The sequence below is a fragment of the Lactobacillus ultunensis DSM 16047 genome (genome assembly GCF_001436305.1).
GTDB classification, from domain to species: Bacteria; Bacillota; Bacilli; order Lactobacillales; family Lactobacillaceae; genus Lactobacillus; species Lactobacillus ultunensis.
In genome coordinates, this window is sequence record NZ_AZFO01000014.1 from 14,528 (window position 1) to 36,593 (window position 22,066).

General features: G+C 36.3%; 27 protein-coding genes and 1 pseudogene. 18 read left to right on the forward strand and 10 right to left on the reverse strand.

Annotated features, from left to right (window positions below):
* The first annotated feature begins 156 nt into the window (after window positions 1-156).
* The 6 genes from FC57_RS11235 (at window position 157) to FC57_RS05425 (ending at window position 6,293) form a co-directional block, all read left to right on the forward strand.
* Complete coding sequence (locus FC57_RS11235) at window positions 157-1,665, forward strand: SLAP domain-containing protein (RefSeq protein WP_007126430.1); 1,509 nt, start codon at window positions 157-159, stop codon at window positions 1,663-1,665.
* Between the two features lie 324 nt (window positions 1,666-1,989).
* Window positions 1,990-3,735, forward strand: coding sequence for an oligopeptide ABC transporter substrate-binding protein (locus tag FC57_RS05405; RefSeq protein WP_148449499.1), 1,746 nt, complete (start codon window positions 1,990-1,992; stop codon window positions 3,733-3,735).
* A 98-nt stretch (window positions 3,736-3,833) separates the two neighbouring features.
* The gene (locus tag FC57_RS05410; RefSeq protein ID WP_007126428.1) at window positions 3,834-4,307 is read left to right on the forward strand and encodes a hypothetical protein; all 474 of its coding nucleotides are present in this window, start codon (window positions 3,834-3,836) and stop codon (window positions 4,305-4,307) included.
* Between the two features lie 122 nt (window positions 4,308-4,429).
* Window positions 4,430-4,759 carry a sunset domain-containing protein gene (locus FC57_RS05415; protein WP_040529761.1) on the forward strand — a complete coding sequence of 110 codons (330 nt, stop codon included), beginning with the start codon at window positions 4,430-4,432 and terminating at the stop codon, window positions 4,757-4,759.
* Between the two features lie 2 nt (window positions 4,760-4,761).
* Entirely contained in the window at window positions 4,762-5,439 is a 678-nt protein-coding gene (locus tag FC57_RS05420) for a sunset domain-containing protein (protein ID WP_007126426.1), read from the forward strand.
* The gene (locus FC57_RS05425; RefSeq protein ID WP_007126425.1) at window positions 5,439-6,293 is read left to right on the forward strand and encodes a DNA/RNA non-specific endonuclease; all 855 of its coding nucleotides are present in this window, start codon (window positions 5,439-5,441) and stop codon (window positions 6,291-6,293) included. The genes FC57_RS05420 and FC57_RS05425 overlap by 1 nt, the downstream gene beginning before the upstream one ends.
* 43 nt (window positions 6,294-6,336) lie before the next feature.
* Here the strand turns inward: FC57_RS05425 and FC57_RS05430 are convergent, their stop codons facing one another.
* Complete coding sequence (locus FC57_RS05430) at window positions 6,337-6,570, reverse strand: hypothetical protein (RefSeq protein ID WP_040529759.1); 234 nt, start codon at window positions 6,568-6,570, stop codon at window positions 6,337-6,339.
* A gap of 152 nt (window positions 6,571-6,722) precedes the next feature.
* Here FC57_RS05430 and FC57_RS05435 point away from each other — a divergent pair, with 152 nt between their 5' ends.
* The 5 genes and pseudogenes from FC57_RS05435 to FC57_RS05450 all read left to right on the forward strand — a co-directional run bounded on the left by FC57_RS05435 (window position 6,723) and on the right by FC57_RS05450 (window position 9,673).
* The gene (locus FC57_RS05435; protein ID WP_007126423.1) at window positions 6,723-7,382 is read left to right on the forward strand and encodes an amino acid ABC transporter permease; all 660 of its coding nucleotides are present in this window, start codon (window positions 6,723-6,725) and stop codon (window positions 7,380-7,382) included.
* The gene (locus FC57_RS05440; RefSeq protein WP_007126422.1) at window positions 7,363-8,037 is read left to right on the forward strand and encodes an amino acid ABC transporter permease; all 675 of its coding nucleotides are present in this window, start codon (window positions 7,363-7,365) and stop codon (window positions 8,035-8,037) included. Before FC57_RS05435 ends, FC57_RS05440 begins: the two co-directional genes overlap by 20 nt.
* A 9-nt stretch (window positions 8,038-8,046) precedes the next feature.
* The coding region (locus FC57_RS11240) for an amino acid ABC transporter ATP-binding protein (protein ID WP_236695708.1) at window positions 8,047-8,504 on the forward strand (458 nt) is incomplete at its 3' end.
* 1 nt (window position 8,505) lies between these two features.
* Window positions 8,506-8,800 (forward strand): annotated as a pseudogene (locus FC57_RS11245) (ATP-binding cassette domain-containing protein); the annotation flags it as partial.
* 12 nt (window positions 8,801-8,812) lie between these two features.
* Window positions 8,813-9,673: a transporter substrate-binding domain-containing protein gene (locus FC57_RS05450; RefSeq protein WP_007126420.1), complete on the forward strand. Its 861-nt coding sequence runs from the start codon at window positions 8,813-8,815 to the stop codon at window positions 9,671-9,673.
* A 46-nt stretch (window positions 9,674-9,719) separates the two neighbouring features.
* Here the strand turns inward: FC57_RS05450 and FC57_RS05455 are convergent, their stop codons facing one another.
* The 3 genes from FC57_RS05455 to FC57_RS05465 are packed head-to-tail and all read right to left on the reverse strand — an operon-like array spanning window position 9,720 to window position 11,593.
* Entirely contained in the window at window positions 9,720-10,034 is a 315-nt protein-coding gene (locus FC57_RS05455; RefSeq protein ID WP_007126419.1) for a metal-sulfur cluster assembly factor, read from the reverse strand.
* Between the two features lie 2 nt (window positions 10,035-10,036).
* On the reverse strand, window positions 10,037-10,918 hold the full coding sequence (gene sdaAA / locus FC57_RS05460) for an L-serine ammonia-lyase, iron-sulfur-dependent, subunit alpha (protein WP_007126418.1): 882 nt from the start codon (window positions 10,916-10,918) through the stop codon (window positions 10,037-10,039).
* Window positions 10,919-10,930: 12 nt separating this feature from the next.
* On the reverse strand, window positions 10,931-11,593 hold the full coding sequence (locus FC57_RS05465) for a serine dehydratase beta chain (protein WP_007126417.1): 663 nt from the start codon (window positions 11,591-11,593) through the stop codon (window positions 10,931-10,933).
* Between the two features lie 105 nt (window positions 11,594-11,698).
* Between FC57_RS05465 and FC57_RS05470 the strand changes: the two genes are divergently transcribed.
* The 7 genes from FC57_RS05470 to FC57_RS05500 all read left to right on the forward strand — a co-directional run bounded on the left by FC57_RS05470 (window position 11,699) and on the right by FC57_RS05500 (window position 15,628).
* Window positions 11,699-11,992: a hypothetical protein gene (locus FC57_RS05470; protein WP_007126416.1), complete on the forward strand. Its 294-nt coding sequence runs from the start codon at window positions 11,699-11,701 to the stop codon at window positions 11,990-11,992.
* Between the two features lie 87 nt (window positions 11,993-12,079).
* A complete protein-coding gene (locus FC57_RS11250; RefSeq protein ID WP_007126415.1) occupies window positions 12,080-12,541 on the forward strand; it encodes an SLAP domain-containing protein in 462 nt (153 codons plus the stop codon).
* A gap of 18 nt (window positions 12,542-12,559) precedes the next feature.
* Window positions 12,560-13,108, forward strand: coding sequence for a CAP domain-containing protein (locus FC57_RS11255; protein WP_007126414.1), 549 nt, complete (start codon window positions 12,560-12,562; stop codon window positions 13,106-13,108).
* Between the two features lie 143 nt (window positions 13,109-13,251).
* Window positions 13,252-13,551, forward strand: coding sequence for a hypothetical protein (locus FC57_RS05485; protein WP_007126413.1), 300 nt, complete (start codon window positions 13,252-13,254; stop codon window positions 13,549-13,551).
* A 147-nt stretch (window positions 13,552-13,698) separates the two neighbouring features.
* A complete protein-coding gene (locus FC57_RS05490; RefSeq protein WP_040529754.1) occupies window positions 13,699-14,931 on the forward strand; it encodes an MFS transporter in 1,233 nt (410 codons plus the stop codon).
* Between the two features lie 132 nt (window positions 14,932-15,063).
* On the forward strand, window positions 15,064-15,357 hold the full coding sequence (locus FC57_RS05495; protein ID WP_007126411.1) for a hypothetical protein: 294 nt from the start codon (window positions 15,064-15,066) through the stop codon (window positions 15,355-15,357).
* Window positions 15,350-15,628: a DUF4160 domain-containing protein gene (locus FC57_RS05500; protein WP_007126410.1), complete on the forward strand. Its 279-nt coding sequence runs from the start codon at window positions 15,350-15,352 to the stop codon at window positions 15,626-15,628. Before FC57_RS05495 ends, FC57_RS05500 begins: the two co-directional genes overlap by 8 nt.
* Window positions 15,629-15,665: 37 nt before the next feature.
* Here FC57_RS05500 and FC57_RS11260 read toward each other — a convergent pair whose 3' ends face one another.
* The 6 genes from FC57_RS11260 to pyrF all read right to left on the reverse strand — a co-directional run bounded on the left by FC57_RS11260 (window position 15,666) and on the right by pyrF (window position 22,045).
* Window positions 15,666-15,908, reverse strand: coding sequence for a matrixin family metalloprotease (locus FC57_RS11260; RefSeq protein WP_236695709.1), 243 nt, complete (start codon window positions 15,906-15,908; stop codon window positions 15,666-15,668).
* 9 nt (window positions 15,909-15,917) lie between these two features.
* Window positions 15,918-16,310, reverse strand: coding sequence for a zinc metalloprotease (locus FC57_RS11265; RefSeq protein WP_007126408.1), 393 nt, complete (start codon window positions 16,308-16,310; stop codon window positions 15,918-15,920).
* Between the two features lie 75 nt (window positions 16,311-16,385).
* Window positions 16,386-17,726: a ClC family H(+)/Cl(-) exchange transporter gene (locus FC57_RS05510; RefSeq protein WP_007126407.1), complete on the reverse strand. Its 1,341-nt coding sequence runs from the start codon at window positions 17,724-17,726 to the stop codon at window positions 16,386-16,388.
* A gap of 98 nt (window positions 17,727-17,824) precedes the next feature.
* Window positions 17,825-20,449 carry a cation-translocating P-type ATPase gene (locus FC57_RS05515; RefSeq protein ID WP_007126406.1) on the reverse strand — a complete coding sequence of 875 codons (2,625 nt, stop codon included), beginning with the start codon at window positions 20,447-20,449 and terminating at the stop codon, window positions 17,825-17,827.
* Between the two features lie 248 nt (window positions 20,450-20,697).
* Window positions 20,698-21,336 (reverse strand): orotate phosphoribosyltransferase, encoded by a 639-nt coding sequence (gene pyrE, locus FC57_RS05520; protein WP_007126405.1) that lies wholly within the window; start codon window positions 21,334-21,336, stop codon window positions 20,698-20,700.
* Between the two features lies 1 nt (window position 21,337).
* Window positions 21,338-22,045 (reverse strand): orotidine-5'-phosphate decarboxylase, encoded by a 708-nt coding sequence (gene pyrF / locus FC57_RS05525; RefSeq protein ID WP_007126404.1) that lies wholly within the window; start codon window positions 22,043-22,045, stop codon window positions 21,338-21,340.
* Between the last annotated feature and the right edge of the window lie 21 nt (window positions 22,046-22,066).

Genomic DNA, 22,066 nt, shown 5'->3' on the forward strand with positions numbered 1-22,066 from the left:
TCAGAGTGCGAGTGCTTTGGCTGTACCTCTATACACCACTATTGTAGTTCTTTGAGTATTGAATGTATAAAAATTTGTAGAGGGCATAAAGATAGACTATATTCATAAGAAAAACTAAAATAAAAATTAAAGGTATATATTTTACGAGGTAAAATTATGAAACTCAATAAAAAAATCGTCTTAGTTTCAGCTGTAGCTCTAATGGCATTAAGTCCAGCTGTCGCTTTGACTCAAAATAATGAACCTGTTTTTGCAGCTAGCAAGAAAGCTGTAAAAAATACAATTAAAACTAGTGCAAATGGCATCACACTTTATAACAGTAAGGGTAATTTTTATACTGGCAAGCTAAAAGTTAAGAGTGATAGCACTGTTAAGACCTATGGCAACCCAGTTTGGATTACTAGTCGTATTTCACTTTTATCAACCGATAGTTTTCCAGTAATCAGAATTAACAATGGTCAAAATTATGTTTGGCTTGGTGACAAAGGTTATATTAAGTCTAATTGCTTAGGCAGTATAAATAAAAAGGGCGTAATTAACATTGCTCGTAATGGATATGTTTATGATAAAAATGGCAAGCGTTTGAAATCATACCGTGGTGGTAAGGCAACTGTAACTCGTAATCAAAAGATTAAATATGCTGGCAAATTGACGGAAACTTCACGTGAACTTTACTATTACGTTGGCAGCGGTGCTTATGTTAAGGCAAAAGATATAAGCCAAGTTGCCGGTAAAAATGTAATGTTCTTGAAAACCAACACTTATGTCTACAATAAGAAGGGTCAACGTATCAAGAAACAAGGTACTTTAAGAAAAGGTACTTTAGTGACATACAGTGGTAGTGCCAAAGCTGCTAGTTCATCAGATGATTTCTTCTTCTACCCAAGCGAATCTTCTAATAAAGATCCACAAGCTTTGAAGCAATACAAGATTAAAGGGGAAGTTTACTACGCTTTAGGTGGCGGTCGCTACGTTAAGGCTGTGAATGTAAGTAAAATTAATGGTCAATATGTCTTCACGAAGCAACCAACTTATGTAATTCCACGTGCTGATATGTACGTTTTGAATAAAGATTTAAAGGAAACTTCTAAAGTTGTTCGTGCTGGTAGCAAAGTTAAGATTGATCAGGTTTTGATCGATACTGACTACACTGACCCACAATTGTATGTCAGAATAGCTGGCACCAAGGACCAATTCTTGTACTGGACTGATGCAGGTGATTATCCAGATGAAGATGAGGGTAATTTTAGCTTTAGATTCTTCATGGATGATAATCATAATTTTGCGGAATCAACTCAATCGTTGGTTACTTTTAAACAAGGCCTAGAAAAGACTACACCACTTTACAATGCTCAAGGTCAGCTAGTTGATTTAGGTGGTAAATATTTGGAAAAGGCAGCTCGTGGCAACTTTTTACCTGAGAACAATTATCAGGTTGATTATGCTCGGTACATTTGGTTACCTAGTGAAAAGAAAGCAGAACTTTTCTATCACTTAATTGGTACTACTTTTTCAATGCGTGATCCACATAGTAAATATGAATACACTTGGGTTAAGCAAAATGTCGGTAGTGTCTATGTAAAGGCTAGTGATGTTACTTTCAAAGGCTTGAAAGTTAAGACTCAAAATACTGCAGAAGAGGCTACCAAGCTAGCTGAAAAGTAAAAGAATATTGAAGCGCTGTCGTTTGGCGGTGCTTTTTTATGTAAATAAAAAATTCTAAAATATTTATTGACAATAGCTAAAAGAAAGATTAATTTAACATTAAATTCATTTAAGAAAGGAGTCACATATCATGTTAGAATCACAAAGCGCATTAACAGTAGAATTACGACGCCGCCACCAAAATGATGGTTTATTTGTGATCCTAAATTATGGTGTGCGGCGATCCTAATCTCAGATAATTGATTTACTAATTATTCTATGAAGGTTCACATTCCTTAATTGGGATGTGGGCCTTTTTTTATTTTTTAGAAAAGAGAAATGACTATGAAAGCTATTAAATTTATCAGTACTACCGGTTTACTTATTGGTGCAGCTTTAAGTTTAGCTGCATGTGGTCAAAACACTAAGAATGCAGCCAAGACTGCGAAGAAGTTCCCTGAACAAACCCCACAAAAGACAGCAAAACAGGGTGGGACTTTAACCTATGCTATTGAAACTGATACTCCTTTTAAAGGAATTTTTGATAGTCAGTTATCAGTTGATCAAGTGGATTCAGACGTAATGCAATTTGGTAATGAGGCTTTGTTCGATACTGATAATCAATATAAGATCACTAATAAAGGTCCAGCTACTTTTAAATTAGACAAGAAAGCCAAGACAGTAACAATTACTGTTAAGAAAGGAGTTAAGTGGTCTGATGGCAAGCAAGTGGTTGCTAAGGATTTGGAATATCCATATGAAATGACTGCCAATAAAGCTACCAACAGTCTACGGTACTCAGATTCTCTAGCTAATATCGTGGGAATGAAAGCCTATCACGATGGTAAAGCGAAAACTATTTCAGGCATAACCTATCCTGATGGTGAAAATGGCAGAACTATCGTCATTCACTTTTTAGCAATGAAACCAGGGATGTTGCAATCTGGTAATGACTATTTCATTGAAACAGCAGCTCCATATCATCATTTAAAGGATGTACCTTTCAGTAAATTAGTTTCATCAGATCAAATCAGAAAAGATCCATTATTCTTTGGACCATATAAAGTTAGCAAAGTTGTCAGAGGTCAGTCAGTAACTTGGGTTCCCAATAAATATTATTGGAGAGGTAAACCAAAGTTGAATAAGATTGTGGCGCAAGTTGTTTCAACTAAGACAGCTAGTCAAGCGATTAAGAGTCATAAGTTTGATATTGCAGATGTAGTTAACTCTGATTGGCAAGCTGTAAAAAACGCTAAAAATACTAACTTTATTGCTAAGATCCCTCTTGCATATAGTTACTTAGGTTTCAAAGTTGGTAAATGGGAAAATGGCAAGAATGCCATGGATAAGAATTCCAAGATGAATAATAAATCTTTGCGGCAAGCAATCGCTTATGCGATGAATATTAATCAAGTTGAAAAGAGATATACGCAGGGATTAACTTTCAGAGTACCAACTTTGATTCCTGCTCAATTTGGCGATTACTTTGATAAAAATGCCAAAGGCTTTCCATATAATTTGAAGAAAGCAAATCAATTATTAGATCAAGCTGGCTATAAAAAGGAAGGTAAATGGCGGGTTCAACCAAATGGTAAGCCTTTAAACATTCATCTGGCTGCAATGAGTGGTTCTGCAGTACAAGAACCAATTATTCAAAACTATATTCAACAATGGCACAAGATTGGCTTACATGTTAGTTTAACTGGTGGTAGATTGATTGAATTTAATTCTTTCTATGACAAATTGGATCACGATGACAAGAATATTGATATGTTTATGGCTGCCTGGTCATTATCAACTGAACCTTCACCAAGAGGGATGTATAGTGAAACTAATCCGATGAATGATTCTAGATTTGCTACTAAGGAAAACAATAAATTATTAAATGAGATTGATTCAACTAAGGCATTCAATCATCAATACAGAGTTGAAGCTTTCCATAAGTGGCAACAATATATGAATGATGAGGCTTATATTGTACCAATGACTAATTCTTATGCGATTCAAGCTGTTAATAATAAGATTGTAAACTACTCATTAAAACCGGCAGCTGCAAATAGTGTTTGGTACAAGGTTGGCTATGCTAAATAAATTGTGAATAGAAAAAGATTGCTTTAATTACTAGATCTATACGTATGTTCGCATTATAATTTAACTTGTAATGACTTTTAAGGGTAGGTTTAGTGATTATGAAGAAAGAAACAATTGATGTTGAAAATAAAGATTTTAGAAAGAAATTACGTAGAAAGTATTTAGTGAGCCTTTTTGGGGATGCGTTGGGTTTAATTAGTGTTATCTTCTTAGCCCATGCACGAGCTCAAAATAATCTTTCACTCATGATTTGGACGTGTATTTTAAATACAGTAGCTTTAATTTTCATAATTACAGGCAACTTCTTCATAGCTTCAAAAGAGTATAAACAAATTAGACGTCTATCGGCACAAGAACTTAAAGAAATAAGTGAAGAATTAGATAAATTCCCTGATCCTTTTGATAGTCGGGGATTAACAATTGTTTCGACTTTATTTTTTATTAGCTTGGCTGGTGTGCTGTTGTTTGGTTTAGTTAAGTTATCGCAGTATGGCATGATTGAATTTGTTTGCTTTATTTATGCAATTTGTTTTGTGGTCGATCTAAGAAGCGTTGTTAAGTATTCAATTTAAATTATCTTAATCATTGGGCATTATCTCTGAGATAATGCCTTTTTTGTCGCTTCTATTAATATTGTTTAGGTGTAAACTAAAACTATAAATATATATTTTTTGTGTGAATGAGAGGCTATTTTATGAAAAAAGAAAGAAGATTACTAGTCCTAATTAGCGCAATTCTGATGGTGCTAGGTGAAGTGGCGGTTATTCCTTCCACTTTTAATAATTGCGATATTGTTTTAGCTACAGTTCATAGAGCTAAACGTCATTCTAGAAGACATGTCAAAAAGTATAAACATAGTAAAGCAAAGATTTGGACTGGTGACTATCGGATTGTAGGTAATAAAAAGAGTAAGATCTTTCATGTAATAAGAGGTCATAGTTACCGTATGAACCGTGAAAATGCAGTATTTTTTAAGAGTAAGGCTGCAGCGCGAGCAGCGGGTTATCGTGAATCGAAGAGATAAGTATGAATGCCTTAGAAAAAATCGGAAAAGTAATTCTCTGGATTTTGTTCTGGTATTACCTTATTCCGTATTATTTATTAAAAAAGTATGTTTTTAAACATAGTAAGCGAGATCGATTATGGTCGAGTCTGAGTTCAGTTGTCATTGTTTTCGTACTGTTTTGTTGCTGGGTAAATAGTTTGCCCGATGATGATTCTTCAACCAGTACTACAGAACCTAAAGTTCATTATATAGTTAAGAAAGTTGGACAAAAAGAATTAATTAAAGCACAGATTAAAGAAAAAGTTTTAGATAAAGAAGAGAAAAAAGAAGAAGCAGAATATGAAAAGTTAGTAGCTGCTTTGGCTGCTGCAAAAAATAAAGCTAAAAAAGAAAAATTAGCTGAAGAAAAAGCTGAGAAAGAAGCTAAAGAAGAAGCGGCTAAAGAGGTAAAGCGTGATAATTATTCAGCTAATTCATCTCAATCAACTAAAACTGAACATCATCATAATTCAGGAGCACCCGCTGGCAATCATGGGGATATGAATACTGCAGATTCAGGTAAAATTGTTGGTAATCGTAACTCTAAAATTTACCATGTTCCAGGGCAAGCGGGATATCGAATGAATTCCGCAAATGCAGTTTACTTTGATTCTGAAGCGGAAGCTAAAGCTGCTGGCTATAGAAAGGCATTGAGATAATGAATAAACGTAAATTTGTTACGATTTTTTCTAGCTTTTTGATGCTTTTGACACTTTCAGGTTGCTCGAATGCTCAAAGTAGTCAAGGAACTGTTTTAGCAAAAACACCTAAAACGGTAGTTAAATATAATCGAACTGCTAAAATAAAAGCTACTAAAATTGAAGCTAAGAATCGTAAAACTGAACAAAAAATTAAAACATTAGATAAAAAGATTGCTAAATTAAGAAGGCAACTTAAGAAATATTCGAGTGCACATGCAGTTGAATCAGTAAGTGCTGCTAAGCTTGCTACTCTCACTTATACAGGGAAAGATATTATTACCGTTAATAATAATGATCCTAGTTTCTCCAAAGCAGATTTGAGTACAGCAAACGGTGCATGGCAACGTTATGGCAATCTTGATGGCTTAAATCGAGTTACTACTGCTAATGCATTACTCAATAAGTCATTGATGCCTAGTAGTCCACGTGAACCGCTCCATGTTGATCCAACAGGTTGGCATAATAAGAGAATTGCTGGTGGCTGGCTTTATAATCGTTGTCATCTAATTGGGTTTCAATTAACTGGACAAAACAATAATTTAAAGAACCTGATGACAGGAACTAGACAGCTTAATGATCCGGATATGCTACGTTATGAAGATGAAGTAGCAGAATATCTCAAGGAATCGGGTAACAATTACGTTCGTTATCGAGTAACACCTGTTTTCCGTGGTGATGAATTATTAGCTCGAGGAGTAGAGATGGAAGGGCAGTCAGTTAGTTCAAATACGGTTCATTTCAACGTTTATATCTTTAATGTTGAAAATGGCGTTCGTTTGAATTACGCAACAGGTACTAGTCGAATAGGATAAAAAATAAAATGATCCATTACCAGTTAAGGTAATGGATCATTTTTTAACTTGCAATTAAAATCTTCCATAGTGTGTTGCTAGTATACCAATTCTGGGGTTGAATAGCTGCTAAACTAGCAACAATGATGAAAATTCCACCAAGAGAAATGGATAAGGCAAAAAGGTAATTAACTATAACGAACGGAGAACCTCCATTATTAGACTGACGCAAAATATGAATAGCAAATGCTACTAAAATCATCCCTACTAAAATGCCAATTTGATAATAAATATACATCCGTCTACTCCTTGCCTCTTTTTTAAATCTGTTAAATATTATATTCTTTTTTGAAATAATAAACAAAGATTAAAAAAATATTTGACTTGTATTAATAAGGCTATTATTATTCACATTACAGTAAGATGTTTTAATGAATGAGAGGTATGTAAATGGACTGGACCATTATACAGCAGGCATTGCCAGCATATGGGCATAGCTTCGTTCTTACCGTTTGGCTCTCATTGGTTGGGATTATTGGCTCAATCATTGTTGGAGTCATTGCAAGTTTGCTGCAATACTTTAAGACCCCGATCTTAAGTCAGATTGCAACGGCTTATGTCGAATTGGCACGCAATACACCGCTTTTAATTCAACTTTTCTTTTTGTATTATGCATTTCCAGTAATTGGTTGGCGAATGTCATCAATTACTGCTGGTATTATTGGTTTGATCTTCCTGGGTGGAGGCTACATGGCAGAAGGTTTTACCGGTGGTTTTCAAGGTGTAACGGATAGTCAAATCAATTCTGGTGAAGCTTTAGGGATGAATCGCTTTCAATTAGCAAGATACGTTGTATTTCCTCAAGGTTTTGCCTTAAGTATGCCGGCTTTGGCAGCCAATGTGATTTTTCTAATTAAGGAAACATCTATTTTTACAGTGATTGCGATTCCTGAATTGACCAATACGGCATTGGATTTGATCGGGATGTATTACCGGTCTAATGAATATTTATTAATGTTGGTTATCGGTTATGCAATTATTATGATTCCAGTAATTTTACTTTTAAACTGGCTAGAAAGGAAAGTTCGTTATGGCGCATTCGGGGATTAATGTCTTATTTAGCGGCAGCAACTTTGACCGGCTACTAGTTGGTTTATGGACATCTATTTGGATTGCTGCTTTGTCAATTGTTATTGGATTGCTTATTGGTACTGTCTTTGGCGTTCTTCGTACAATGCCAAATAAGATCATTCGTTGCATTTTAAGAGTCTACATGGAAATCTTTAGAATTTTGCCTAGTGTAGTTCTACTTTATTTGGTTTATTACATTTTGCCTCGGAGCTTGCATATTAATTGGCCAGGCACTTGGATGGCAGTTTTAGCATTTTCGCTTTGGGTAGCAGCGGAGTTCAGTGATATTGTTCGTGGGGCTTTGCAATCCGTACCATTAGCGCAAAAGGAAAGTGGTCTCGCTTTAGGATTGAACAAGACGCAACTTTTCTTATATGTTTTGTTACCGCAAGCATTCAAATTGGAATTGCCAGCTACAATTAACTTGGCAACAAGAGTAATTAAAACTACTTCTATTTTAATGTTGATCAGTGTAATGGATGTCATCAATGTTGGGCAACAGATTATCGAAGCAAATAATCAAAAATTCCCAACAGGTGTTTTCTGGGTTTATGGTTTGATTTTCTTCTTTTACTTTATCCTGGATTATCCTTTATCAGTATGGGCAAAGAGTTTAATGGCAAAGCAAAAATAGGTGAGAAAAATGACTGAAGAAATTTTAAAGGTAGAACATCTAAACAAGTTTTATGGTGACTGGCAAGCACTTCACGATATTAGTTTTAATTTAAAAAAAGGTGAAGTTTTAGCGATTCTGGGCCCTTCAGGCTCAGGTAAATCAACTCTTTTAAGAACTCTAAATGGTTTGGAAGATTATAAAAATGGTGAAATTGTTTTTCATGGGAAAAAGGTCCAGTCCTCTCCTAAAGAATGGCAAGCAATTCGCCAAAAAATCGGCATGGTTTTTCAATCATATGATCTTTTTCCAAACCTTACGGTAATACAAAATATCCTTTTAGCTCCCACGAAGGTCCAAAAGCGGGATCGAGCAGAAGTAGAAGAGGAAGCGCATCATTTGCTAAAACGAGTAAATATGGATCAATATGCTGACACGTATCCTAGAGAATTATCTGGTGGTCAACAACAAAGAGTGGCAATTGTCCGNGGCAATTGTCCGTACCTTAGCTATGAAACCAGAAATTATTCTGCTTGATGAAATTACTGCATCTCTTGACCCTGAAATGGTTCGTGGTATTGAAGATATTGTTAAAAAGCTTTCAGAAAATGATCATATGACGATGGTCTTAGTTACTCACCAAATGAACTTTGCTAAACGTGTCGCTGATCAAGTCCTCTTTTTGGAAAAAGGCAAGATTATTGAGAAAACTCCTTGTGAACAGTTCTTTACTGAACCACAATCTGAAAGAGCTCAGCAATTCCTCACTGATATGGACTTCTAGGGGGATGAAACTATGAGTGGACGAAAGATATTCAACACTATTATTAGTGTAATTGCCGCTGTCGTAGTGTTAGCTTCAGCTTATATGGGTTTAACTAAACCATATCTAGCTCGTTCTGCTGGTGGTGGCGGTTGGAGCAACAATAATAGTGTGACCCAAATTAAGCGTCGAGGTTATATTCGAATTGGTGTTTATGGCGACTTACCACCGTATGGTTGGGTTAACTCTCAGGGTAAACGAGTTGGTTTTGATTTGCGACTTGCACGAGAATTAGCTAAAGAATTAGGTGTGAAACCACGATTTACCCAACTTAACGGAAATAATCGGGTTGACGCATTGAATTCTAATAAAGTAGATATGGTCTTAGCCAACTTTACCAAGACTCCAGAAAGAGCAGAAGTAGTAGATTTTGCCCATCCTTACATGAAAGTATCAACTGGTGTCGTTTCACCTAAGAGTCACCCGATTACCAGTGAAAAGCAATTGCGAGGGAAACAATTGATTCTTTTGAAAGGATCAACGGGTGAAAACTACTTTGCCAACCGTCCTGGAATAAAGCTTTTACGTTTTGATTCAGAAACCCAGCAATTCAATGCAATGAAAAATAAGCGAGGAGCTGCATTAGCTGATGATAACTCCTACTTATATGCCTGGATTAAAAAGAATCCGCAATATGTAGTCGGAATTAGGTCAATTGGTCCTCACCAATTTATTGCACCTGCTGTTAAGAAGGGTAACAAATCTTTATTGAAGTGGACTAATAAACAAATCGATCGTTTGACTGCTGAAGGTTTCTTCAAGAAAGATTATCAAATTGAACTTAAACCATACTTTGGTAAAGGAATTGTGCCTAGTGACATTTTGCTAAAGTAAATCAAAAATGAAAAGAGAAGTAATTCAAACTTGGAATTACTTCTCTTTATTCTATGCCAAAATATTTTTTAGCTGCGTCGTTCATCTTATTTGGTGACCAAACAGGGTACCAGACGAATTCGACGTCTACATTTTTAACTTCCTCGACCTGTTCTACTTCTGCTTTGATTTTATCAATTAAAAACTGGGTAAGTGGACAAGCTGGGGTAGTTAAAGTCATATTGATCAGACAAATGCCATCTTCATCTAAATCGATACCATAAATTAAGCCTAAGTTGACTATATCGATATTTAATTCAGGATCGATTACCTTAGCTAGATGATTTATAATGTCATTTTTGATTGTTTCACTATCACGCATGTTTAAACATCCTTGCCAAAAATCTTAGCTTTAATTGCTTGACCAGTAGGTGTGCCGGCTAGGCCACCAATTCCGGTTTCACGAAGGGATGCTGGCATTTGATGGCCAACTTTTTTCATTGCATCAATGCATTCATCTGCAGGAATGACGCTGGTGCATCCCGCTAGTGCCATATCTGCTGCAATTAAAGCATTTCCAGCACCGATTGCATTTCTTTTTACGCAGGGAACTTCAACTAAGCCAGCGATTGGATCACAAACTAAACCTAGTAAATTAGACATAGCGATAGATAATGCCTGAGCGCTTTGCTCTGCAGTTCCACCAGCTGCTTCAACTGCTGCAGCAGCTCCCATAGCAGAAGCTGAACCAACTTCTGCTTGACAACCACCTGTGGCACCGGCAATTTCTGCATTATTGGCGATAACTAAACCAAAGCCACCAGCAGTAAAAAGAAAACGAATCATTTGCTCTTCGGTTAAGTTCAGTCTCTTTTTAAGCAGAAACAAAACTCCTGGTAAAGTACCTGAAGAACCAGCAGTGGGTGTAGCACAAATTACGCCCATGGCTGCGTTAACTTCGTTGGTAGCAATGGCATTTTGGACTGCGTACATCATAGTATCGCCTGAGAGAGTATGATGTTGTTCACGATATTTCTTAATTTTAACTGCCTCGCCACCGGTTAAACCAGTCTTAGAGAAAACGCCATTACCTTTTCGCCCTTTTTCGACTGCCTTTTGCATGGTTGTAAGATTGTATTTCATTTTATTCCAAATTTCTTCGCGAGGAAGGCCAGATAATTGGATTTCCTGTCTAATAATTAATTCAGAGATCGGTAAGTGAAGTTTTTCAGAATCTGCGACTATTTCTTTAATATGATTATACATTTTAGTCTCGCTTTATAGAATAATTATTGTTTTAAAAGTAGTTTTTAATTTACTGATTAGAGCTGGTTTTAAATAATTCTTGATGTCATATTCATAAATATTGCAATGTTCTGCTTTGAAAACCTGTTTTTTCCTGAAAGGTGCTTCTTTATTTAGCAACTCTGTCATCTTTTCCTCGTTTTGTAGGTTCTTAGTCCTATCAATAAATAGGATAATTGGTAAAGTTCCTGAAGGAATGATTTCTTCGCCATCCATGATAATTTGACGAATTTCAATTGCACCGCCACCGATTGAACACCCGGCTAACCTAATCTTTTTATGGTCATCAGACATGTCTAGGATCGCCGTATTAGGGTGGTTAATAGGACTTTCACTTTTTTCTTCTACGAATCTTAGATCCATACCTTGTTCTCGGGCAATTTCAACAGCTTGAGGCACCCGAAGATCATCAGTTTTCATTCCCAATAAACCAGCAGCGATGGCATAGTCGGTACCATGTCCTCTATGAGTTTGCGCAAAGGAATCATAATAGTGGACTGTAACTTTTGGAGGAACGCCACCAAAGATTTTATTTCCTGCTCGACCAATTGCCACTACACCGGCTGTATGAGAACTTGAGGGACCAACCATGACAGGTCCGATGATATCAAAAACACTCTTATAACGGTTAACCATTTTACCAACTCCTAAGGGTTACTTATTCTGTTTCTAATTATAACTATAATAGGAAAAGTTTACAGATGTTTTCGTGGTATACTTTTAAAATAATGAGGTGGAATAATGAATCAAGAAAAAGAACAATTTAAGAATAATTTGAAAAAAGTGGCGGCTGAACAGGGCTCACGCCAAGCGATTTCTTATGAAGACTTGTTTAATCCTCGCTTTATGCAAAAGAATACTTCGTTTGTAAGCATTGATGTTTTTGTGAAAGAATTAGGAGCTAAGAGTTTTCCAGATATTGATTATTTAGATAAAAAGATCGTTGATCAATTTGTTAAAAAAGAGACTAAGTTCAATAGCTGGGAAGAAATGCAACAGCGCGCAATAAACGAGTATATGACTAGTTTATTTTAGTTATACGGTTATATTTGTATATAAGAAGTTCTAATTTCCTGCTAGAATATGAGTAAAAATATGTAGATTATTTTGGGAGGAAAAAAGATGAATAAGAGATTTTTAATTTCAGCAATTGCATTATTATCGTTAGGTACAGTAACTAACCTTAGTAGTCAAAAAGTATCTGCTGCTAGTATCGTAGTTAGATCAAAAGCTTTTGTTTACAATAGTCGTGGTCATCGGACAAGCAAATATTATTTGAAAGGCTCATATATTGGTCATGCTTCATCTAAGCGTATCCATGGTAGAAACTATTATAAGGTTGGAGCTAACAAATATATCCGTAAAAGCAATGCTCGTTTGAAAAAATCTAGTGTTGCTTCAAAGGTAAACAATTCTAATAATTCATCTGTTTCAGCTACAGTTTCTAATCAAAAAAATGCTGCCAATTTTATGAGTTTTTTAGCTAGTCAAAAGTCATTGTCAGCTGCACAAAGAAGTGAAGCTCGAACTGCTGCTAAGTTGCTTAGAACGGGAAGTTTATCTAGTCAGAGTGCACCATCTTAGTTTAATAAGTATGTCAAATTGGGTGCAGTCAAGGATGCTACGAGTGCTGCTAATCTTAAAGCTTCAATTCAGGATTTGGAGAATGCTAATTCAGCTAGAGCTAAAGTTGGTTCAAGAAGACTAAAGGTATCACCAATCTTAACTGCTATTTCAATGATTGATGCCGATTATCAAAAGCAAGGTGGAGTACATCACCCACAATACTATAAGTATGAGGATAGTTTGGAAAATATCTCAGCTGGGAGTGAGCCAATTACTATTTGGATGACCGAGAAGAATAACTGGAAGGAAGATGTTAAAAAGAATTCTAGTTTGAAGTCACTTGAATTTCATCCAAACTGGGATGATCAAGCATACACTGATGCAGTAATGGGCGCTCATGGTTATAAAGTTGCAGGACACTACACTAATTTGGTTAACCGGAATCACCGTATTATGGGGATGGCTCATATGACTGATAATAATTATGGTTATGCCGACGTTTATAATGCTTCAAGTAAGAATGATAAAGGTTCTTTAACTTTAGGACAATACAAGAGTTTAGTTAATAAATGGTTGAATAGATAATTTCAATAGGTTTTAAAAGGTACTAAAAGTTATTTTCTTTTAGTACCTTTTCGTGTCTTTAGATCGAACTTATTTCTTAATAATGTTATGATTGAGCTAGAAAAAGATCAATAAAAATTAAAAATTTTAGAAAGGAAAAAGTTATGACGGACCAAGAAATTATTCAAGAAATTGAAAAGAGCGTTAAGAATTCAGATAGCTGGAGCGTATATCATCATTTAAAGGACAATTTGGGTTACCCAGCTTTAATGCTTCGTGAAACTAATACCAGTGTTGATACATTGGGTGTAAATCTTAACGTATTTAAGGGAAATGTTTATTTATTCTTAGATAACGGTACTCCTGCAGAACCTGGTAAACCATTTTCAATTCAAAACTTGGATAGTTTGAAGGCAATGGAAGAACTATTGGAAATCGTTAAGCCATACCTTAAAAAGAATTAATTTAAAAATAAAACTAGAAAATAAAGATGTCTCAAAAGTTAGAGGTATCTTTATTTTTTCGTACATAATTTTAACTTTTCTTAAAACACAAGTAATCAATTTTTCCTTATAATAAAAAAAGATAATTTTTAGAAAGTTGGAAAAGAAGTGACACAGAAGAAGACTTTATTTCCCTGGTGGATTTTTATTGTATGTTGTTTTATTTCAATGATTGGTTTTGGACTAATCGTGAATACGATCGGATTGTTCTTTGGACCGATTAGTAATGAATTTGGAGTAGGTCGAGCTCAAGTTGCGTTGATGACGACTTTTCAAAATGCGGCAGCCGCAATCGCTTTGCTTTTTGCAGGAAAAATTATGGCAAAAAGTAATCTACGTTGGTTATTAACGGCATGTTTTGCCTTAATTTCTATTAGTATGATGAGCTTGGCTGTTGCCAATAACTTGCTTCATTTTTATCTTGCTTGGATAATAATTGGTGTTTGTCAGCCAATTGCTATTACTTTATCAATTCCGGTTTTACTAAGTAAATGGTTCAACGAAAAATTGGGTACAGTAATGGGTATTTCTCTTGGACTATCGGCACTTGGTGGAACAATTTTTAATCCAATCATTGCGAAAATTATTAAGCAGTTTGGATGGCGAGGTGGCTTCGTTGGAGAAGCACTGCTTTTAGGATTAATCTTGGTACCACTAGCTATTTCAATTAAACCAGCACCTTCCAAAAGATTTCCAGCATATGGTAAGGAAACACAAATTAAGAGAAAGAACTTAAGTGGTCTTGATCTGAAACAAGCATTGAAAATGCCTGTGTTCTATGCATTAGCCTTTGCCATGTTAGCTCTGCAATTTGTATCTGGATCAGTTCAACACATATCTGGTCATATTACTAATATTGGTATTTCTCCAATTACTGCAGCAACTGTGGTATCAGGTGTGATGATTGGAGCAGCTATTGGGAAAATCTCCATTGGTTACTTTTTGGATCGCTTTAATGCAAAATTGGTTCTTTTGATTTACTCAATCTTTGGCGTAATTGGGTGGGCTGGTCAAGCGATGCTTAAAGAAAGTAATCTATTGATTCTTTCAGCTGTAATTTTAGGTTTAGGACAGGGTGTATGTCTTGTAGCTTTGCCTTACTTAATCAGACAAATTTTTGGTGAAAGAGATTACAGCAATATCCTTTCAATTATCAATATGATTGGTGCCTTTGCTATGTCAGCTTCAGTTTATTTGATTGGCTTATTCTTTGATCAGACTGGCTCTTATAGTCTAGGTTGGTTGGTCAATGTGATTGCTTTTGCTCTTAGTTTCGTAGTAATGATGGTCACTTTTAGAGTAAAAGAGAAGGTAAATGAAGAAGTAGAAATGAGTAATTAGTAATAGTAGTTTCACACTGGTGTGAAGCTGCTTTTTAAATATTAAAAATTTATAAATCTTATGGAAAATGAAGAAAAAGTTCTCTTTTTTTGCGTAAAAAATATTGGTAGGTAAAATAGAAAGGAGAAAACTATGTTAGATTTTTTCATAAGAAAAGGTAAAAAAATGCTTTATCCATATATTGAATTTCCAAATGAATTGATAGTCACTCATTCAGAGATAAAGAAAGATAACTCAGTTTGGATAAATTTTGAACAGCCGTGTAAAAATGGCTTTAGGGAAGCACGTATTGCTTTGCCGCAGTATAAGTGGCTTTTCAATGAAGGATTTAGTGATAAAAAGATCAAGGAATTTGAACAATTCTCACATCAAAATGCAGCAATGGTTTATAAATATGCACGTTTAGGTGGAATTAATAATGCCTAATTTGTTTTCAGTTTCTGGTTACTTGATTTACTTTTGGTCAAATGAAAACAATGAACCAATACATGTGCATGTTTCTAAAGGAAGACCTACTAAACATGCAACTAAATTCTGGTTAACAAGTGATCATGGTTGTATTCTGGCTACTAATGGAAGTAAAATTAGTAATCACGACATCAATAAGTTAAGTGATGTTATATCTGCTCAGTATGAGTATATTTGCGAAAAATGGAAGCTTTATTTTGATACTGAAAAAATAAAGTTTTATCTTTAGTATTAAAAAATGGTTGTCATTTTGACAACCATTTTTGTTATCTCTTGTGATAAATTCTTTTTACTGCTTCAATATCACATTTTTGAATAGTATAGGCATTTTCATCTGATACAGCTGGATTCATAACAGATGGTTCAGTGTCATTATGATTTAAGCCAATTGCATGACCTAATTCATGTTCAGCCACTGCTAGTTGAATATGAGAACTGAGTTGATTGAGATAGTAATCATTAAGGTAAATGATTGAACCATAAAGATATCCACGAGGAACATTTGCCATTTGAGTCATTCATGCCCAAGTTGTCTCACCATAATTGCCGCTAGTGATTAAAATATTAGTTTTTTTAAGATTCTTAACTTGTCTAAAGCGAAAAGCTTTGGTTTTATTCCATGCTTTCATTGCTTTTTGAACTAATTCATAATCGGGATTGTGAGAGTTTAAGTAGATTAAAACATTCGCAGTTGGAATACGATTTTTCTTAGATTTGCTCTTTTTCTGCTTGATTTTCCTGGTTTTCCTGCCAGAATAAATTTTAATCTTAGTAACTTTTCTTCTGTTTCTTATTTTTTTATGTGCGGTTGCTTGTACGTTGGTAGGCGGACAGAATATTTCCACTGAACCAACTGCGCCTAATAACATAGTTAAAACAATTATTTTCTTTAAAAATTTAAAGTGTCGCATAATCACATCTACTTTCTATATAAGTTCAATGTTAGAGCAAAAGAAAATGCGCGACAAGAGTCGTGCATAGCTTCTTTAATTCAATTTATGATAATTCATTTGTAAGCGTAGAGCTTCATAGATTGGTTTACCGCCCAATAGATCGAGGACGTAGTAAGCAAAGAAAACTGTGATAATCATTGGTAGAACTTGTTGGATCGTACCTACCATTTCTGTTAGTAGCATAATTGCAGTGAATGGGGCTTTTTCGATTGCTCCGAAGTAGGCAGCCATAGAAATAACCAAAATGTGTGGGTAGTACATTGGTGTGATGATTTCTGCTTTAATCAATAAGTTAGCGCAAATAATGCCTAAAAGAGCACCAAGTACCAGGATTGGCATAAAAATACATCCGGGAACTGATGAACCATATGAGAGCATTGAGAAAATAAAGCGAATCATAAAGAGCAAAATAGGAATTGTGATAAAGCTCCAAGAATTGATTTGGTGTAAGCCAAGATTATTATTGAATAAATCATCAATTAGTACATGGGAACCACCTAATAAACGAGCGTTCCAAAGTCCAACGGGGATAATTAAGACAAATGGAATAATGCTGTGGTATGCGGCTGGCAGTTTCTTTATTTTGCTAAACCACGGTTTTAAACTTAACAAGACATATTGGTAGAGATAAGCTAGTAAGCCTAATGCAATACCAATTAATGGTAATGACCAGTATATTTTTACTGGTAAATATCCGTTTACTGGCAAGTATAGGCAGGGTTTGTTACCGAAGAAAAGGATAGTCATGAAATCAGCGGAAAAAGTGGCCGCCAAAATAGAAATAACTTTTCTAGGTTTGAAACTGAAAGAAATCTCTTCGACTAAGAAAAGTGCTCCAGCAATGGGTGCACTAAAAGCAGCAGCTAATCCTGCAGCCACACCGCATTCTTGCATTTCTTTAAGTCCTTCTGCGTCGGTTTTGAAAGTTTTTTCTGCTAGTCCTTGGCCAACCATAGCTCCCATTTCAATACAGGGACCCTCCCGACCTAACATTAAACCTGGGCAAATTGCTAAAAGTCCGCCAATAAATTTACGCCAGAGAATTGACCACCATGGCATTTGGTTTTCATTAAGAAAAATAGCCTCAATTTGTGGAACGCCAGAGCCAATAACTTGATCAAGGTAAGGTGCGGTGATTTTCCCTAGTATAAAACTAATAACTATCATTAATAGAATATAGGGAAGAATCAAAACTTGATGAGCTGCCATTTGTGGGTAAAGCTGATAAAGCAGTTGCATTGTTTGATCAATAATCCAACGGAAGATACTAACGATCAGCCCAGTAACTAGACCAACTGCAATTGCACGTATGAGACGAGCGGTTATATTAGTAGTAAATGGTCTTCGCAATATTTGTTTCGCATTTTTTATCATTGTTTGTTATATCCTCATTACATTTAAATACATCTCTATCCTAACAAAAAAATACCCAAGAAAAAAACGGTTCTGCGAAAAAACAGAACCGTTTCTAATTATCTTCTTTGTTCACTGATTACTTTCATAATTTGAATCAAAATGGTTGGAGCTAAGGCTGAGCCGATGATCCAAAGTAGTTGGTTGTCAGTTAATGGTGTAACTGCAAATAGGCTGTGCAAAGCTGGAATAAAAAGAATTAATGCTAAAAGCAAAGTTCCTACAGCAAAGGCGGCTAAACTGTACCAGTTGTTCTTAAAGCCAAGTTTAAAAATACTGTGCTGTGAACGGCAATTGAAACCGTGGAGCAATCTGGCAAAAGTCAAAGTAGAGAAAGCCATGGTGCAGGCAACAGCAGGGCTAGTTTGTCGACCAATCATAAAGGCACAAATGACGCCAACAGAAATCAGTGCTCCTTGGGCAGCAACTTGGGTAACCAAGCTTTTGTCTAAAATGCCAACCTTAGGATCACGTGGTTTTCTGCTCAACACATCTGGTGCACCTGGTTCCATTCCAATTGCTAAAGCTGGCAAAGAGTCAGTCACCAGGTTGATGAAAAGCAGTTGAACTGCAATGAACGGTACAGAGAAGCCACCAATTGAGGCAAAAAGAACAGTGATAATTGCGGACAAGTTACCAGAAAGGAGATACATGATTGCGTTTTTAATATTTTCAAAAACTGTCCGTCCGTTGGCTACAGCCTTAATGATCGTAGCAAAGTTGTCATCAGCTAAGATCATGCTGGCGGCATCTTTAGAGACTTCGGTACCAGTAATTCCCATGGCTACGCCGATATCCGCTTTCTTCAAAGCAGGTGCATCGTTAACTCCATCGCCAGTCATAGAAACAATGTGATCTTTCTTTTGCCAGGCATTGACGATACGGATCTTGTTTTCTGGTGAAACCCGAGCATAAACAGCGATCTTTTCAATCTTTTGTTCCAATTCCTCATCGTTCATTTTGTCTAATTCCAGACCAGTCACAGCAATATCGTCATCGGTGAAAATTCCAATCTTTTTGGCAATAGCGACTGCAGTTACCTTGTGGTCACCAGTGATCATGACTGTACGGATGCCGGCTTTTTTAGCCCGAGCAACTGCAGCGATACTTTCTTTACGTGGTGGATCCATTTCAGAAACTAAGCCAAGGAAGGTAAAATCTTTTTCGTTGTCAATGGTTAAGTCTTCATTGCTTTCTTTGTAGGCAAAGGTCAAAACCCGTAAACCATTTTCTGAAAAGCGATTATTTTGAACTAAAATATCTCTTTTATCTTGCTCAGTGATTGGGCGAACTTCATCTTCGAACCGAATATTGTCACAACGGTCGAGCAACACATCGATTGCACCCTTGACAAAAATAGTTGGTACCGTATGAATTAGATGCTTGGTACTCATCAACTTACGATCAGAGTCAAATGGAATTTCTTGCTTTCTGTCGAGCAAACCACGCAGGTCGCTTTCGGACAATCCCAGTTGCTTGTTGCCAAGATTGATACCGGGGACTTGACGATACATTTCTAATAAAGCTGATTCAGTTGGGTCACCGATGCTCTTCCCGTTTTTTAATGAAGAGTCATTATTTAGCACTGCATCGTAGAGCAGGTAGCGGTGGAGTTGGTTATCCAAATTCAATTGGTTAGGCTTAAGCACCTCGCCACCGATATAAATGTCTTCAACAGTCATCTTGTTTTGGGTTAAAGTACCGGTTTTGTCAGAACAAATTACAGATACGGACCCAAGAGATTCAACGGCCGCCAGGTTTTTAATGATAGCATTTTCTTTTGCCATCTTTTGTGTACCCATGGCCTGTACGATAGTCACGATTGAACTCAAGGCTTCCGGAATTGCGGCTACGGCTAAAGCAACAGCAAAGAGTAAGGCGTCCATAATTGGCTGCCCCCGCCAAATCTGCAAACCGAGCACGACAGCACAGATGATTAGAATAGCAGTTGCCAATTTGGAAGAAAATTTGTCAAGTGAAACCTGTAATGGAGTGTGACGTTCTTTAGTTTCGTTCATGAGGGATGCAATTTTACCAATTTCGGTATTCATCCCAGTATTGGTAACCAAAACATTGGCCCGACCGTAGGTGACTAGCGAACTGGAATAAACCATATTAAGTCGATCGCCTAAAGGAATCTCATGATCGAAATCTATGTCAGCCTTATCGATGTTGGTCGACTCCCCAGTCAAGGAACTTTCATTGACTTGCAAAGAAAAATTGTCCAGAATGCGACCGTCGGCAGTTACCATGTCGCCGGCTTCTAGAAGCATGATGTCGCCAGGAACAACATTTTTGGAATCGATCTCAATCTTTTCACCGTTACGTAAGACTTTAGCACTAGGCGAGGAGAGAGATTTAAGTGACTCCAGCGATTTTTCGGCTTTGATATGTTGAACCGTTCCTAAAACTGCGTTCAAGATTAAAACTGCAATAATGACCAACGTACTTTCTAAATCACCAGTGAATGCGGAAATAACGGCAGCGATGATTAGGATGATGACCATTAAGTCTTTGAATTGTTCGAAAAAGACTTGCAGGGCAGTTTTCTTTTTGCCTTCGATTAGGGCGTTTTCACCATACTTTGCCAGATTCTCCTTGGCCTGGCTAGAGGTTAAACCATCGTTAGAAGTTTTGAATTCTTGCAAAACTTCAGCTTTGGATTGTAGATAATACTGTTTCATAAAAAGTCCTCCAGAATCTAGGCTAGTTACGGATAAAAAAAGAGACTATGCCAAACTTGAAAAGTTTGTACATAGTCTCACCATTTAAATTCACAGCGGAAATTGCTTTCGTGATATGACGCCATGAATACAATTATTTGTCGGTTACTCCCTATATGTATATTAATTTTATATCATATGGGCTTGATTTTGACAACTGTTTAGATGAAATTGTTTGATTAATTAAATTGTTAATTTCTGTCAGCTTTTTATTTTTCAAATTTTTTGCCCCATGCCCATGGGTCTTCATGCCAGGTCTTTAATACATCATATTGATCACTAGAAATGTGACCTGATTCATTTTCTTTTTTTAGAAGTTCTGGGTAAGAAAGAAGGGGAGCATATTTAATGTTTGCTTTTTTGAAGTTCTCCTTTGCATCTGGCAAGTAGTAGGTGAAAATTGATGATACGCCGATTACGTGACCACCATCTTTTTCAGTTGCTTTGACAGCATTAAGTACTGAACCACCAGTGGTGATTAAGTCATCGATTAAAACAATCTTGTCGTCTTTAGTGAAACGTCCTTCAATTTGACGACCCTTGCCGTGATCTTTTGGCTTCGGACGAACGTAGATCATTGGCAAGTGGAGTTTATCAGCAACCCAGGCAGCATGAGGGATACCTGCTGTAGCAACTCCACCAATGATTGTAGCTTCTGGGAATTCTTTAGCAATCAAGTTAGCTAAGTCGCTAGCGATCATTTCACGCAGTTCAGGATAGGAAACGGTCAGACGCAAATCTGTATAGATAGGTGAAAGCATCCCGCTGGCATAAGTGAAAGGCTTGTCAGGTGAAATAGTAATAATTTTTTCTTTAATAAGTTGACTGATAATTTGATCTTTATGCATTTTAGTTAAACTCCTTCTTAATTGCTTGGTATGCGGCAGCTGGGTCAGAAGCTAAAGTAATCGGTCTACCCACTACGATAGCACTTGAACCCCATTCTTTTGCTTTTGCTGGTGTAGCAACTCTTCTTTGATCATCTTTGGCATTGCCGTCTGGTCGAATGCCTGGAGTAACGTACAGGAAGTCGTCTCCGATTTTTTCGTGTAGTTCTTTTACTTCTAATGGTGAACAAATTACACCATCTGCACCAGCTTTTTTAGCAGTTTTTGCTAAGCTTAGAACTTGTTCTTTCATAGATAAAGAACAGTTTTGTTCATGAGCTAAGATTTCATCAGATATAGAAGTTAACTCAGTAACGGCGAGTAGCTTGGGTACGGTTTTACCAACAGGCGTGCCTGCAATTAAGCCATCTTTGGCAGCTTTAATCATTTGACTGCCACCTAGGGCATGAATGGTGGTGAAAGTAATTCCTAATCTAGCTAAGGCTTTAGCACCGTTGTAAACAGTATTAGGGATATCTTGCATCTTAAGGTCTAAGAAAATTTGGTAACCTTTGTCGGCTAATTCTTTAACAACCTTAGGACCTTCATTGTAAAAAAGTTCCATTCCAACTTTGATGAAGACATCTTTAGGTTCACCCAGTTTACTTAAAATTTTATTCAATTGTTCTTCGTTATCTAAATCTAACGCGACAATGACTGGTCTACTCATTTTTCCTCCACAAAAAAAGTC